At 68.4% G+C, this 13624-nt stretch carries 14 protein-coding genes and 1 pseudogene; 10 read left to right on the top strand and 5 right to left on the bottom strand.

All coding sequences use genetic code 11. The annotated features are described in order from the left end of the window. Positions 1-162 precede the first annotated feature (162 nt). The 3 genes from AC1DGI_RS12380 (at position 163) to AC1DGI_RS12370 (ending at position 2283) form a co-directional block, all read left to right on the top strand. A complete protein-coding gene (locus AC1DGI_RS12380) occupies positions 163-1119 on the top strand; it encodes an SRPBCC family protein (protein ID WP_476899057.1) in 957 nt (318 codons plus the stop codon). Between the two features lie 211 nt (positions 1120-1330). After that, complete coding sequence (locus AC1DGI_RS12375) at positions 1331-1474, top strand: hypothetical protein (RefSeq protein WP_441400331.1); 144 nt, start codon at positions 1331-1333, stop codon at positions 1472-1474. 17 nt (positions 1475-1491) lie between these two features. Further along, positions 1492-2283 (top strand): DUF2382 domain-containing protein, encoded by a 792-nt coding sequence (locus tag AC1DGI_RS12370; RefSeq protein ID WP_476899056.1) that lies wholly within the window; start codon positions 1492-1494, stop codon positions 2281-2283. 82 nt (positions 2284-2365) lie between these two features. On the opposite strand, the gene AC1DGI_RS12365 is transcribed toward AC1DGI_RS12370, so the two are convergent. Further along, positions 2366-3028, bottom strand: coding sequence for an ArsR/SmtB family transcription factor (locus AC1DGI_RS12365; RefSeq protein ID WP_476899055.1), 663 nt, complete (start codon positions 3026-3028; stop codon positions 2366-2368). 79 nt (positions 3029-3107) lie between these two features. On the opposite strand from AC1DGI_RS12365, the pseudogene AC1DGI_RS12360 reads away from it, so the two are divergent. Beyond that, a pseudogene (locus tag AC1DGI_RS12360) lies at positions 3108-4343 on the top strand (MFS transporter); the annotation flags it as partial. Between the two features lie 69 nt (positions 4344-4412). Here the strand turns inward: AC1DGI_RS12360 and AC1DGI_RS12355 are convergent. Beyond that, positions 4413-6050, bottom strand: a complete 1638-nt coding sequence (locus tag AC1DGI_RS12355) for a DUF7059 domain-containing protein (protein ID WP_476899054.1) — start codon at positions 6048-6050, stop codon at positions 4413-4415. Between the two features lie 9 nt (positions 6051-6059). Further along, positions 6060-6875 carry a MerR family transcriptional regulator gene (locus AC1DGI_RS12350; protein WP_476899053.1) on the bottom strand — a complete coding sequence of 272 codons (816 nt, stop codon included), beginning with the start codon at positions 6873-6875 and terminating at the stop codon, positions 6060-6062. Positions 6876-7221: 346 nt separating this feature from the next. Here AC1DGI_RS12350 and srmL point away from each other — a divergent pair, with 346 nt between their 5' ends. The 4 genes from srmL to AC1DGI_RS12330 all read left to right on the top strand — a co-directional run bounded on the left by srmL (position 7222) and on the right by AC1DGI_RS12330 (position 10169). Beyond that, the gene (gene srmL, locus AC1DGI_RS12345) at positions 7222-8379 is read left to right on the top strand and encodes a PheS-related mystery ligase SrmL (protein WP_476899052.1); all 1158 of its coding nucleotides are present in this window, start codon (positions 7222-7224) and stop codon (positions 8377-8379) included. A 109-nt stretch (positions 8380-8488) separates the two neighbouring features. Next, a complete protein-coding gene (locus AC1DGI_RS12340; RefSeq protein ID WP_476899051.1) occupies positions 8489-8944 on the top strand; it encodes a hypothetical protein in 456 nt (151 codons plus the stop codon). A gap of 35 nt (positions 8945-8979) precedes the next feature. Next, on the top strand, positions 8980-9549 hold the full coding sequence (locus AC1DGI_RS12335; RefSeq protein ID WP_476899050.1) for a hypothetical protein: 570 nt from the start codon (positions 8980-8982) through the stop codon (positions 9547-9549). A gap of 71 nt (positions 9550-9620) precedes the next feature. Beyond that, entirely contained in the window at positions 9621-10169 is a 549-nt protein-coding gene (locus tag AC1DGI_RS12330) for a hypothetical protein (protein WP_476899049.1), read from the top strand. Between the two features lie 58 nt (positions 10170-10227). Here AC1DGI_RS12330 and AC1DGI_RS12325 read toward each other — a convergent pair whose 3' ends face one another. Beyond that, complete coding sequence (locus AC1DGI_RS12325; protein ID WP_476899048.1) at positions 10228-10968, bottom strand: DUF981 domain-containing protein; 741 nt, start codon at positions 10966-10968, stop codon at positions 10228-10230. 166 nt (positions 10969-11134) lie between these two features. Between AC1DGI_RS12325 and AC1DGI_RS12320 the strand changes: the two genes are divergently transcribed. Beyond that, the gene (locus AC1DGI_RS12320; protein ID WP_476899047.1) at positions 11135-11704 is read left to right on the top strand and encodes a TetR/AcrR family transcriptional regulator; all 570 of its coding nucleotides are present in this window, start codon (positions 11135-11137) and stop codon (positions 11702-11704) included. 177 nt (positions 11705-11881) lie between these two features. Here the strand turns inward: AC1DGI_RS12320 and trhO are convergent, their stop codons facing one another. Then, positions 11882-12772: an oxygen-dependent tRNA uridine(34) hydroxylase TrhO gene (gene trhO / locus AC1DGI_RS12315; RefSeq protein ID WP_476899136.1), complete on the bottom strand. Its 891-nt coding sequence runs from the start codon at positions 12770-12772 to the stop codon at positions 11882-11884. Between the two features lie 141 nt (positions 12773-12913). Between trhO and AC1DGI_RS12310 the strand changes: the two genes are divergently transcribed. Next, positions 12914-13606, top strand: coding sequence for a GNAT family N-acetyltransferase (locus AC1DGI_RS12310; RefSeq protein WP_476899046.1), 693 nt, complete (start codon positions 12914-12916; stop codon positions 13604-13606). Positions 13607-13624 lie beyond the last annotated feature (18 nt).

Below are 13624 nucleotides of genomic sequence, written 5' to 3'. Positions count from 1 at the left end.
CCTCCGGTCTTGGGCATCGGCGGCGTTCCCGATTCGCTGGCACCGCCGCCCGGGTTTGCGCCGCAACGTGGGTGCCTCTGGCCGGAGCGCACCTCAAAAGATATAGTAAGCATACTGATGACTAGTCAGCTCGTGTCACCCGATCCCAATCAAGGAGAAGCTGTGAGCACCAAGGTTGAAAAGCGCATTCTGGTCAATGTTCCCGTGAGCGTTGCCTACAACCAGTGGACCCAGTTCGAGGAATTTCCCCACTTTATGGGAGGCGTGAAGAGCGTCAAGCAGTTGAGTGACGACCGGCTGGAATGGACAGCAGAGATAGCCGGCGTAAGCAGGCAGTGGCAGGCACGGATTGTCGAGCAGGTGCCGGACCAACGAGTTTCCTGGGCGGCCACGGAGGGCGCGACCAACGCCGGGGCCGTCACTTTCGAAGACCTCGGCGGCGGGCAGACCTCCGTCCAACTTTCCCTCGAATATGAACCCGAAGGCCTGGTTGAAAAGGTCGGCGACAAGTTGAATGTTGTGGAGAAGCAGGCGGATAGCGACCTCAACCGGTTCAAGGCCTTCGTCGAAGATGAAGGGTATGCCACGGGGGCTTGGCGCGGATCCGTCGGCGCAGGCGTCGCGGCGGGGACCCCCGGCATTGACGCGGCCGCCGGATCGCGCGGGGACAGCGGCAAAGCCGGCGTATCAGGCAAGGTCATTGCGGGCCTCGGCCTCGCCGCCGCGGCCGCTGCAGGCGTTGCCGCCGCAACCGGGCGCAAAGACACCGCAGACGGCCCGGCGCACGAAGAAGCGGCGGGTACCCCCCTTACTGCGGCGCCGCCCATGACAGTTCCGCCCACAACCGTCCCGCCCACGGGCACCACAGGAAGTGTTTTCCCGGGTGAGGAACTGGCGCCAAGCGAGGGGCTGGCCACGAAAGCAGCACCGTCGGCCAACGAGGCTGGCACCCGGCCCGACGCCAAGCCATTTGACCAGACCAACGGCCTGGTGGACACCGAAGGCGAGTCCGACGGGACGGCCGCGAGCGACACCCTGAGCCCGGCGGACCGCGCAGCCGGCACCGAACGTGGATCCGGCGTCGTCCCGCCGGCCGGCGGCAGCCTGGGCCAGCACTAGGCGGGCGCCCGACTCCGAGCAATAACCCCTTGGAGCAGGACGGCCCCGCGCGACGGGTAATTCGCGCGGGCCCGTCCTGCCATGTTCTCGGACGATGGGGACAAGGCCCAGCCCGGCCGCCGGCCTCGCGGGGCAGCCGAGAGGCGAGGCCGGGGGAACGCACCCGGCCCGAAAAAAATTGATAAGTATGCTTGCCAAGTCGGTAGTAAGCATGCTTATCGTAGTCACGTCGGAGATCGCACTGGACGGCCTCCACACACTGGCCGAACATCGCCAAGCCGACGCATCGCTACTGGACCCGGTCGCCGGACCGCACGCCATCCTGGCACCGGACCGGCCGGCAGTTAATGAATGACAATCCAAGGAGACACCATGATCACCAAGGAACACATCGACGACCTGCTCAGCCGCAACGGCAACATCCTTTCCACCGACGGTGACAAGATCGGTTCGATCGGACAGGTCTACACCGACGACGACAGCGGCCAGCCAACGTGGGTCACGGCCAAGACCGGCTTGTTTGGCACCTCACAGACATTCGTGCCACTCGAAGGGGCCCAGGTCCGGGGAGACGACGTCGTCGTCCCGTACCCCAAGGACCTGGTCAAGGATGCTCCGCGGGTCGACGTCGACGGACACCTAGAGCCTGCCGAGGAAGACCGGCTCTACCAGCACTACCAGCTCAGCGGCGTCCGGACGTACTCGGATGCCGCCAACGGCCGGGACTCCGTCAACCCCGGCGAGAACACCGGCCGCTTCGAAGGCCAGGAGAGGACCGGAACCGTCGGCCGCGACGCGATGACCCGCTCGGAGGAACGCCTGAACGTTGGCACCGAGAAGCAGGAAACGGGTCGGGTGAGGCTGCGCAAGTACGTGACCACCGAGAACGTCACCCAGACGGTTCCGGTCCAGCGCGAAGAAGTCCGGCTCGAACGCGAACCGATCACCGATGCCAACCGGGGCCAGGCCCTGTCCGGCCAGGACATTAGCGAGGAGGAGCACGAGGTAATCCTTCACGAGGAGCGCCCGGTCGTGGAGAAGGAAACGGTGCCGGTCGAACGCGTCCGGCTCGGCACCGAGACCGTCACCGATGAGGCGACCGTCGACGAGGAAGTCCGCAAGGAACGCATCGAAACCGACGGCACGGGAGAGACCCGCCGCTAAGGGCTGGCAACCGCACGACACAGAAGCAAGGCCGGGGCGAGGGCATCAACCCTCACCCGGCCTTCTCCATGTCCCGGGCCGCTCAAGCCGGTGCGGCGCTGCCCCGGTCGTCCGGGATCATCGACCACATGGTAGCCATCCGCGCAGTGCCTTCCGGAATATGGTCCGGATCCTCGAGCTCGTAGTCCTTGAGGAGCTCAAAGATCCGCTCGTTCAGTTCGGCGCGCTGGGCCGGGGTCAGGTACAGCAGGTTGCTGGCCAACACCACCGAGGACGGCCTGTCGCCAGAGTCGCCGCGCTGGCGCTCTTCGTCGCGGATCTTGGCGTACGCCTTAACCCGGCGCCGGTAGGCGTCCAGTTCAAGGTCCAGCACGGCAAACTCCGGACTCGCCGGTCCCCCGCCCGAATGGATCATGAAGTCGGTGCCGGCCGCCTTCCAGCGTCGCTCCCGCGCGTCGCCGGCAGTGGCTGCGGGCACCACGATGCCCCACTTTTGCAGCGCGCGCAGGTGGTAGCTCATGGCACTCGGCGTGAGACCGGTCTGGGCGGCCAGCTCGGTGGCTGTGCGGCTGACCTGGGTCGAATACAGCTCGGAGATGACCTCGAGCCGCGCGGCGTGCGCCAGCGCCCGGATGGCCTTCGGGTCGGTGATTTCGACCTTTTTTTCCGGACGCGGCCTGCGTTTGGCGGCCGGCGCGGCGGACGGCGCGGCGACTGCCTGCGCCTTTGGGTTTTCAGCGTTCACCCTTTCAGTCTATCGACGCGTGCCAAACTATGAAAGAACTGCTTGACACTGCGCTGCACGCCCAACTATCTTGTCACTTATGAAGCATACATTTCATAAAATGCGAGCGTCGGCGGATGCTCCTTCCCTCTGGCGTAACCGCGACTTCCTGCTCGCCAGCAGCTCCCGTTTCCTGGCCACCGCCGGCATGGGCGCCGTCGTCGTCAGCGTGATGCTGCACCTGCAGACCAGCGCGGACGACACTCCGACGGCGGCCGCGGGGCCATGGCTCGTTGCGGCCTACCTGGTTTGCTCGGCCCTTCCGCTGGTCCTGCTGGCGCCCTGGGCGGGCCGGCTTGCCGACACCCGTGATTCGCGCGCGCTCGCGACGGCGGCCTCCGCAGTCAGCGCGGCGGCCGTGGCCGGCATGGGCCTGGGCCTGCAGTACCTGGACAACTACCTCCCGGTGCTTTTCGCCATGACGTTCCTGCTCGACGCCGCCCAGGCTGTTGCGGGCCCCACCTGGCAGGCACTGCTGCCCCGGATCGTCGGCGAGGAGCGCACGCCGCGGGCGATGGGAACCATGCAGGCCACCATCATGATTGCCGGCATGGCCGGACCGGCCGCGGGCGGCCTGCTCAGCGGCTGGGGCGGCCCGGGGCTGGTGTTCGGCGTCGCGAGCGGCTGCTACCTGGCCATGGGCGTCGGCGCCTTGCTGATCCGCACCCGGCGAGGCACCGCCGCGGAGCGCGACGGCCAGGAGGCACCCGCCCTGCTGGACGGCCTGCGGCTGATCCGGCGGGACAGCCTGGTGTGGGCCCTGGTCCTCGGAGCGTTGTTCTTCATCGTGGTGGGCGAGGCCACCAACGTCCTGGAAGTCTTCCTGGCCCGGGGCGAACTCGGTGCCACCGAGATCCAGTACGGGCTGCTGACGGCGGCCTTCGGACTCGGCATGGCGGCCGGCGCCGCGGCGGCGGCCCGGATCAAGACCCCGCCGGCCCGGCTACGAGTGCTGCTCGCCTCGATGGCGCTGACTTCGGCCTTCTTGGGCGTCATGGCGCTGGTGCCCACGGTGGGGTGGCTCTTCGTGGCCTACACGGCGATGGGGACGGCCTGCGGCGCGTTGAACGCCTGCTTCGGGGCAATCACCATCCTGCGCATCCCCGAAAGTGGGCGCGGTCAGGCGGTGGCGATCATCGGCGGGATGACCCGCGCCGTTTCGATTGGCGCCCTGGCCCTGGGCGGCCTGCTGGGCGCGCTGCTGCCGGTCCGGCTGAGCTTCCTCATCACCGGGGTGGGCGGCGTGCTGGTGGCGCTGGCCGTCGCCGCCTATGTGCTCCCCCGATTTGGCGGCGAAGGCGCCGCGGCCGTTCCAGCGGCGGTGCCGGGACCGGCGTCGTCCGCCTCAGGTCGGGAGCAGGAAGCCGTCGCGCACCAGATTGCCGACCTCGTGCAGGAGACCGTCGCGGAACGCCCCGGCGTCGTAGCCGTCGTACCCGCCCAGCAGGGCCTCAAGGGCTCCGATGATCTGCCCGACGGAGAGCTCGCCGTCGCACGCTGAGACAAATCCGGCCAGCTCGGTGCTCAGCAGGTTGGTGCGGCGCAGCCCGGCGCCCTGGCGCAGCAGGATGACGCCCGGGTGTTCGGCGCCGGGGCGCTGGTGCCGTTCCTCGGTGACATCCTCGGCCACCAGCAGGTGCGCGGCGGCCAGTTCGTGGCCGGCCAGCCAGTCGGCGCGGTCGACGGCGGCGGCCAGGTGCGGGCCGACCGGCTGTTCGATCGGGTAGGTGATCTCCTCAAAGCGGGTGATCACCGGCTGGGCGCCGGCGGCGGGGCGCCGCAGCCAGATCATCCCGAAACCGATGGCTTCCACGTTCCGGGCCGCGAAGTCGGCCAGGTACGCGGCGTAGGACTCCTGGTAGAGCCGCCGGTCACGGGCCTCCGAGGCATCCTGCAGCCAGGTCTCGGCATACTGCTCCGGGCCGACCTGCTCGCGCTGGATGAACCACACGTCGGCGTCCGGACCGGCCCAGCTTTGCGGCCGGTCGGCCCATGCGGCGCCCGCGGGGATCTCCCAGTTGCCCAATAGCTGGGCTGTCCCGCCGGGGGTAAGGACCGAGGGAAGGTCCCGGACCAGGTTGGCGACGATGTCGTCGCCGGGCAGACCGCCGTCGCGGTAGGTGAACTGTTCCGCCGCGCTCTCGCCCGCGCCGCGCGGGGTAATGACGAACGGCGGGTTGGAGACCACCAGGTCGAATTCCTCCCCGGCCACCGGGTCCAGCAGCGAGCCCAGCCGGAGGCTCACCCGGCTCTCCGGCTCGGCCGGATCCAGGTGCAGCGCCGCCGCGTTGAGCACCAGGTTGAAGCGCGTGAAGGCCAGTGCCCGCTCGGAGATGTCGGTGGCGGTGACGTGTTCGGCGTGGTGGAGCAGGTGGAAGCTCTGGATGCCGCAGCCGGTGCCGAGGTCCAGCGCGCGGGCAACGTGCCGGCGGGCCGTGACTTGCACCAGGGTGGTGGACGCCTGCCCGATCCCAAGGACGTGGTCGTGGCGCAGCACTCCCGGGCTCTGGTGCGCGGCAAGGTCGCTGGCCACCCAGAGGTCGGCGCCGCCGCTGGCGGCGCCGTCCTCAGCCAGGGTCGGGTCCCAGCCGTAGGGCCGCAGATCAACCCTCGCCTGGATCAGGCCCCCGGCGGCCGGTTCCACGAGTCCCAGCCGGAGCAGCCCCTCCGTGCGGACGCCGGGCAGCGCGGCGTCGAGTGTCCCGGCGGCCTGCGGTTCGGCCAGCAGCCAGAGGCGCACGACGGCGGCGAGCGCCGCCGTCGTCGGCTCGCCGTGGGCGGCGGACTCGGTGGCGATCAAGGCGGGGATGAGCTGGTCACGGCCCAGGGCCGCGTGCGCGGCGTCGCCCAGCAGTCCCGCGACGCCGTCGACGGTGTAGTTAAGGGCCGTCAGGTCCGCAGCGAGCGTCCCGAGCAACTCGGGGAGGTCGCTGCGGGGAGCATCGGGGGTGTTGCCGGCGGTGAAAAGCGTTGAGGGGGTCACCGGACAAGTTTAGGCGCGCTCCCATGGCGCCGGCCGCGCCCCCGCCCCAGCTGCGTCACTGCCCCAGAGGTGCTTCTGCGCGTAGGCAGCCAGGGCGTCCCGCACGAAGGCCGCCCCGGCGGCCCCGCCGTAATTCGCGGCAAAGCGCGGATCCGCCACGTACAGCTCGCCGAGACCGGCCACGTAGCCCTTGAGGTTCCCGCTGCCGCCGGCGGCGGCCGGGGTGCCCGGGATGCCGGTGAGCCATTCAACCTGGCGCCGGGCCAGGTCCTGCGCTGCCGGGCTGTCCGGGGCGGTGCCCGCCTCGGCCGCGGCGGTCCAGTCCGCAGCGAGCTGCCGGGAACGCTGCTTCCAGGCCTCCCTTTGGGCGGCATCCTTGCCGCGCCACCACGAGTCGCCCTGCGCATATGCTTCCTTGCCCCAGCGTTGTTCGACCTCGTCCTGGTGCCGGGTGTGGTCGAAGCCGTCGAACATTTCTTCCGCCATGATGTCCCTTCCTTCCTTTACTGCCTCGATGGTGCGCTGGACCGAAGCGATCTGCCGGGCCAGCCTGCGCTGCTCCTGCCGCAGCCACTCCAGGTGGCCGGCGAGCGCAGTTTCCGCCTGCCGTTCGTGCGCCAGGACTTCGGCGACGGCGGGCAGACCCAGCCCCAGTTCGCGCAACAGCAGAATCCGCTGCAGCCTGAGCAGCCCGGCCTGGCCGTAGTACCGGTAGCCGTTGTCCCCGGTGCGGCTGGGCTTGAGCAGGCCGACACTGTCGTAATGGCGCAGGGTCCGGCTTGTGGTGCCGGCGATTTTCGCGAGCTGCTGCACGGACCACTCCATTGGCTTTCCTTCCGCTGGCGGGTATTTCCCGTCCGCTCCTTTGAGCCTAAATGTTGACGCAGCGTCAAGGTCAAGCCCCCGACGGCCGGGGAGGCGGCGGGGTGCGCTCCCAGGGCTTCGTACCAGGGCTGCGTACCAAGGCGTCCTACCAGGGACGGGAGCGGTCCGGGCCGTCTGGGGCATAACATGGACACATGCACAGGCAGCAGCGATTTACCAGCCCTCGGCCGCTTACCGGCCGCACGGGCTTCTTAGCGCGCGCCTAAACGGCAGCCGCCGGGGTCCGTCCGGCGCAGCGGCTGAGGGTGTTCTTCCCTCCCGCCCCTAGAACTCCAAGGACCCCGCCATGAAAAAATATCTTTCCCTGCCCGAGCTCAACGCCGCCCTCGCCGTGCGAGACCTGTCCGATCCCGCCAGCGGTCCGCACGCCGTCCAGCTCCTGCTGGCGGAGGTGGTGGCCAGCCTGGAACGGCTCTGGGACATTCCCGCCGCCACGCACCGCCACAACCCCCTCGTGGCCACCGCCGACAATTACGACCGGCTGGGCTACTCGGCGGACGACGTCACCCGGGACTCGCGATATTCCCGCCACGTCAGCCCCACCGTGATGCTCCGGAGCCATACCTCGGCGGGCGTCCCTGCCCTGCTGGACACGCTCCGCGGCGAGCTCGGCCGCTACGACCGGCTCCATGTGCTGCCGGGTCTGGTCTACCGGCGCGACGCGGTGGACCGGACCCATGTCGGCGCGCCGCACCAGGTGGATCTATGGCGTCTCAAGTCCCGCGGCCTGCTCGGCCCCGCCGAGCTGCGCGCGATGATGGCCGCGGTGGTCGAAGCCGTGTTGCCGGCCGCCGATTATCCGGACGTGCAATGGCGTGCCACACCGGCGGAGCACAGCTACACGGCGCTGGGACAGCAGCTGGACGTTTGGGTCACGCGCTCCGACGGCCGCCGCGAGTGGCTGGAACTGGCAGAGTGCGGGCTGGTCGCGGCTCGGGTATTGCGTGGGTCCGGGCTGGACCCCAGGCGCTGGGCCGGGCTCGCGTTCGGTCTCGGCCTGGACCGGGCCCTGATGCTGCGCAAGGGCATCGGGGATATCCGGTTGCTGCGCTCGGAGCATCCGGAGGTCCGGGCGCAGTTGCAGGACCTGCTGCCGTACCGGCCGGTATCGGCCATGCCGCCGGTCCGGCGGGACCTGTCCCTGGTTCTCGGCTCGGCGGAGGACGCCGACGTCGAACTGCTGGGGGATCTTGCCCGGTCCGCCCTCGGCACGGACGCGGAGCTCGTGGCGGCCTTGGAAATCCGGGCCGTCACGCCGGCTGCGGCGCTGCCGGCGGCCGCCGTACAACGGCTGCGGCTGGACCCTGGACAGGTCAACGTGCTCCTCCGGCTGGAACTGCATCCGCTGGACCGAACGCTGACCGCCGAGGAGGCGAACCGGCTGCGCGACCGCGTGTACCTGGCCCTGCACCAGGGGAAGGTGCTGGAGTTGATCGCCGGGTAACGGCAGCCGGACGGCGCGGGGAGCCGGGCGCCGCGAAGTCCGGGCGTCGCATGGCAGGTCCGGACGACGCCGGTGAGGGCCACTATCCCCAAGCCGGTAAGTTGGAGGCATGCTTTTCGTTCCCCCGCTGTTGTCCCGTTCCCGCGCCGTCCGGAGCGTCGTCGCCGCTGCGGCCGGCGCCGCCGTCGTGCTCGGCGCCTCGGCCTGTTCCCCTGCCGGCTCGATCGCGTCCACCGACGTCGCCACCTGGAAGGCGACAGCCCTGCCGTCGGCCAGCGGAACCGTCCTTGCGGACGCAGGCAAGATCCTGAGCCGTGAGCCGGTCGCCAAGGATGCCCCCGTCGCGGCGGGGAACTACACCCTGACCATGACTTGCGACGGCGGCGGCAAGGAATTCTTCGAAGTCTCGCTCGACGGCAAACGCCTGACAGAGGCGGGGGCCGCATGTAACGGCAGCCGGGAAACCGCCCGGATCACGCTGCCCGCCGCCGGCAGGCTGACGATCAGCGCCTCCAGCGTGGACGCCCCGCTCATTTTTGCCTATCAGCTGGTGCCCGCGGCCTGACTTGCGCCGGCCTCCGGCCGCAGTAGGCTCAGGGCATGATTGCTGCCGGGGGAAGGCATGGCGGGGGACGGCGTGGGCGCCGGACTGCGGCGCCGCTGATCGTGCTGGCGCTGGCGGCTGCTGCACTGGCCGGCTGCGAGGTTGCGGACGACGTCGGGCTCCCCGCCTCCGACTCCAGCCCATCGGGCCGGCCTTCCGCGGCCCGTCCGCCGCTGCCGGCCGAAGACCCGCAACTGGCAGCCCGGCAGGCCCGGAACCAGGCGGAGGTTGCACGGATCCTGGGAGACCCGCCAGGGCCGGTGCCGATGGGCGGGGCCGGCGGAATCGGCCGGAGCGGTTTCCGCGCTTCGCTCACGGTCCCGGGGAAGGGCTCCTATGCGGTGACCGCCGCCTGCGCCGGAACGCCGAGCGCCCTTTTGGCCATTTCGCAGAACGGCGGCCGGAACGGGGGCCATCTGGAGCTCAGCGTCGAGTGCGGGCGTCTCGTCGAGGGGACGGTGGACCTGGAATCGGGGTCGGTCACAGTCCAAATCTTCAGTAATACAACGGATCCGGGCCCGGGCGCCGCGGCAGGTTTCCGGATCGAGAGCCGTCCGCCGTCGTAGGGCCGGTCAGTGCGGGGTGGCCGGTCCAGCCGGCTCTGGCCCGCCGCCGCGGGCGGGCCTAAAGTCGGAATATGCTCCCTGTGCTGGCTCCCCGGCCGCAGCGGCAGCGCGGCGGTGACCTTGTCGCCGTCGCCCTCAGTGCCGCCGCGATCACCGCCGGCCTGTCCTGCGGACTGACCGCCTGCGAGTACCAGTACGACGACGGACTTTCCGCCCGGGATTCGCCTTCCCAGACTTTTGCCGACGCCGCGCTTCCCCGGGACCCGGCCCTGAACCGGCCGGTGAGCGGCGCGGAGCTTAGTCGGTGGGTTGCCGAGGCGCTGCCGGCGACCCAGGGCCGGATCTTCCACACCGGCTCGGGGTTGCTGGACGCCGGGGCGACGCGGAACGAAACCACCACGCAATTGCCGAGCGGCACGTACGCCCTCACCTTGGCATGCCGGAGTACCCGGCGGGTGTCCTTCACCATCGCGGACAAGGAGAACGTCCTGGTGGACTTGAGCCTGCTTTGCGGCACGTCGCGGGTCAACGTCGTGCAGCTCGCCGCGGACACGGTGCTATCGGTCCGGATTGAGTCCCTGGCGCCGGCGAACTTCGCCTACCGGGTGAGCCGGCTTTGACAGATGTGGGCAGCAGTAGGCCCCCGCGGACTCATCCACGAGGGCCCGGCCAGACTCCCTACATAGTGTTGACGATCAGGCCGATGTGCGTGAAATAGTTCATGGCGCCAAAGAGCAGGAATGCCAGCCCGGTCAGAAGCCACACTATTCCGATGACCTTGACCAGTCCCGACGCCGCTGCGCCGGAGGTGCGGAGCTTGGCAACGGCAAAGGGAAACAGCACTGCGCCGACCCCGACAAGGGCGAAGAGCCCGGACATAAAGGTTGCTTCAATGACGGGATAGGCAGCGAAGGCGCCCGAAATCGGTTCCTGGGGCGGCGCTGCAAAAAGCTGGTAGGTAATGCCGGCGGCCGCGATCGCGAGCAGGCTCAGGCCCAGACCGCCAATAAAGAGGGACAAGGGGCGGACCGTATTAGCTGCAAAGGCAATGGGGTCGGGGGCGGAGGTGAGAGCCTCGCCGCGACGCCACAGGTAAAAGGCAGCCCCGAGCAGCAGCACGCCGAAGCCCAGGCTGGTTTCGCCGAAGATGATGTTGTCGAACGGGAAGCCGCCTGCCGCAAGCGGCCAGGTCAGGGTCATATGCAGGCCTGTGGTGGTGAGGATCAGGCCCAGGACGCCAAACGCCATAGACCAGCCGTCAGTGCTGACGGTTGCATCATTGTTGCGGCGAAGCCGAAACAGGTCGCGGCCCAAGATGACCACGGCCAACAATCCCGCCCCGGCGGCCAGTGACATGATGGTGTTGTAGGTAGGCATAGTCGCCCAGTCGATTTTGAGAGCTTCCGTTGTCATGCTCATGATGCAATCGCTTTCCCTTTGCGTGGGCCGCCATGGTCCAACCGAAAAGCCATACCGTTGTATGGCTTTTAATGTAGCGACGGTGGCGGCGGTTTTATTCCTGCGGGAGCGGGGTTAAGAGGATGAGGAAATCAAGCAACATCGCAGTCAGGCGAAGCAGGAGCTGATGGCCGCGGCCGCCGCACAATTACTGATTGACGAAGGGCCGTCCGCCGTCACTCATCGTCGCGTTGCCGAGGCCGCCGGGCTGGCCGCGGGATCCGGAAACTACTACTTTCCCTCCAAGAAGGAACTGTTTCGGGCCGCCGTTGCAGGAGCCGAGGACCTGCGGTCTGCGAGCGCCCTCACGGTAGCCCGGGCCTGCCGTCCCGGCGAGGAGAGCCTGAGGTCGGTTGCCCTGCGGCTGATGGCCATCTACTTTGCCCCCAAGCTGGGCTCGAACGTGGTGACTGCTAGGCTCAATCCGATTCTGGATGCTGGCCATGACCCTGAACTGCAAGAGATCATCCGCAGTCACCAGCCGCTGCTGGCCGAGGCCCTGAACATCGGGCTGGAACGGATGACCGGCCGAACGCTGGGGAGCAATGACATGCAGTTGCTCATGCAAACCATTGGAGCGTCGCTCCTGTATGGCTTCGCCCTCGGGGACGATGACGTGCTTGGGTATTCAGCCCGTTCGATCGCCCGAATCCTGGAATTGTTAGGTGTGGGCATTGTGGCGGCTCCGCTTGAATAGCGGCCGCTGCCAGAAAGCCACTGCTGCACGTACGCAGCCTCAATTGGCGCGTTCAGGCGGCCGCGCAGCCGTCGCGTTCAGGCCGCGGCGCAGCCGTCGCGTTCAGGCCGCGGCGCAGCCGTCGCGTTCAGGCGGCCGCGCAGCCGTCGCGTTCAGGCCGCGGCGCAGCCGTCGCGTTCAGGCGGCCGCGCATCCGTCGGGGCAGCGCAGCGTCGCCGGGTCCGAGGCGCAATCGGCGCAGTACAGCGTCAGCGTGCGGCAGCTCGGGTTGGAGCAGTTCTCAAACTTGCTCGTGGGCGCAGCACAACGGACGCACTGGCCGATGGTCTTGGCATCCTCGCTGAACTCGAGGTGCATGCGCTTGTCGAACACATACAGCGAGCCCTCCCAGAGGCCCTGGTCCCTGAACGCCTCGCCGTAACGGACGATCCCGCCGTCGAGCTGGTAGACCTCTTTGAAGCCGCGGTTGACCATCAGGCTGGAGAGGACCTCGCAGCGGACGCCGCCGGTGCAGTAGGTGACCACCGGCTTGTCCTTCAGGGCGTCGTACTTGCCGGAATCGAGTTCCCTGATGAAATCGTGCGTGGTCGCGACGTCGGGCACCACGGCGCCCTTGAACTTGCCGATCCGGGCTTCGAAGCCGTTGCGTCCGTCGAAGAACACCACCTCGTCGCCCGCCTGCTTCTTGGCCTCCACGAGCCGGTGCAGTTCCTCTGGCGCAAGGTGGGTCCCGCCGCCGACGACGCCGCGCCCATCCACCTTGAGCTCGCCCGGCGCACCGAAGGAGACAATTTCGTCACGTACTCTGACGCTGAGCCGGGGGAAGTCCGCGGCACCGCCGTCGGACCATTTCACGTCGATGCCGCGGAAGCCCTGATATTCACGCGTCGTCTTGACGTACTGTTTGACCGCCGCGATCTCGCCGCCGACCGTCGCGTTGATGCCGTCTTTGGAGATGAGGATCCGGCCGGTCAGCCCGAGCTTTTGGCCGAGGGCGCGCTGCCAGAGCCGGATGGCCTCCGGGTCCGGGATCGGGGTAAAGCCGTAGAAGAGCACAATTCGATTCACGTATTTAAGCGTACTGGTCCGGGCAAAACGCCTTGCCCGGCTCCGCACGCGTCCGTCCGAAAGCGTCATGTTCACGGCGTCAAAGGACTTGACCGGACCGGGCCCCTGTTGCTTGCGCCGGGGCTGGAATACGCTCATCTCATGAGTCTTGACGCCATGGTTGAGGACACCACCCATCTCCTTGAAGTTTGGGTTGCCGGGTGGGCTGGTTGCCGGGGTTATGAGACACGCCGTGAGGGCCGCTTTCCCGCGGTGCTGAGGGCGGACACGACCCAGGAATGGGAATATTTCGCCCACGATCCCTCGGATGCCGAGTTCGCGGACTTGGCCGCCAAGACCGCCGAGGTCCCCGCCCGGATCCTCACGATCCTCACAAACGACGCGGCCCGCTACAAGCCCCTGGCCCAGCAGAACGGGCTGAATGTGACCTCGGCGTCGCAGACCATGATGATCGTGGACATGGAGACCCAGGACTCCGAGGATCCCTGGCTTCCGGACGACGACCTCAGGTGGGTGCCGTCCACCGTTGGCGGTGTCCACCACGCCGTGGTGTACGCCGGCGATGAGGTTGCCGCCAGCGGACAGGTGTTCGTCGCGGACCACATGGCCGTGTTCGACAAGATCGTGGTGGAACCCGGGTACCAGCGGCGGGGGCTCGGCAGCTTCGTCATGCGGGCGCTGGCTGCTCAAACGTTCGAACACGACGTCGAAGGCGGGCTCCTGCTGGCCTCACTGGACGGGCAGCACCTGTACTCGCATCTTGGCTGGACCACGGTGTGCCACGTGCTGATGCTTTCTTCCTCGGACGAGGGCGCCGACCTTTCGGTGGAGTGAGGCGGGTCCGGGGCGCGG

It is taken from the genome of Arthrobacter sp. 05N428_2 (assembly GCF_056397065.1).
The sequence above is the reverse complement of the archived record's forward strand: the minus strand, read 5'-3'. Positions and strand labels throughout refer to the sequence as shown.

What these genes read in the sequence shown, in the direction of transcription:
- AC1DGI_RS12350 (WP_476899053.1), bottom strand. Translation starts at nt 6,875, where the DNA reads ATGGAGTGGTCCGTGCAGCAGCTCGCGAAAATCGCCGGCACCACAAGC.
- AC1DGI_RS12330 (WP_476899049.1), top strand. Translation starts at nt 9,621, where the DNA reads ATGCTCCCTGTGCTGGCTCCCCGGCCGCAGCGGCAGCGCGGCGGTGAC.
- AC1DGI_RS12340 (WP_476899051.1), top strand. Translation starts at nt 8,489, where the DNA reads ATGCTTTTCGTTCCCCCGCTGTTGTCCCGTTCCCGCGCCGTCCGGAGC.
- srmL (WP_476899052.1), top strand. Translation starts at nt 7,222, where the DNA reads ATGAAAAAATATCTTTCCCTGCCCGAGCTCAACGCCGCCCTCGCCGTG.
- AC1DGI_RS12310 (WP_476899046.1), top strand. Translation starts at nt 12,914, where the DNA reads ATGAGTCTTGACGCCATGGTTGAGGACACCACCCATCTCCTTGAAGTT.
- AC1DGI_RS12370 (WP_476899056.1), top strand. Translation starts at nt 1,492, where the DNA reads ATGATCACCAAGGAACACATCGACGACCTGCTCAGCCGCAACGGCAAC.
- AC1DGI_RS12335 (WP_476899050.1), top strand. Translation starts at nt 8,980, where the DNA reads ATGATTGCTGCCGGGGGAAGGCATGGCGGGGGACGGCGTGGGCGCCGG.
- AC1DGI_RS12375 (WP_441400331.1), top strand. Translation starts at nt 1,331, where the DNA reads ATGCTTATCGTAGTCACGTCGGAGATCGCACTGGACGGCCTCCACACA.
- AC1DGI_RS12325 (WP_476899048.1), bottom strand. Translation starts at nt 10,968, where the DNA reads ATGAGCATGACAACGGAAGCTCTCAAAATCGACTGGGCGACTATGCCT.
- AC1DGI_RS12320 (WP_476899047.1), top strand. Translation starts at nt 11,135, where the DNA reads ATGGCCGCGGCCGCCGCACAATTACTGATTGACGAAGGGCCGTCCGCC.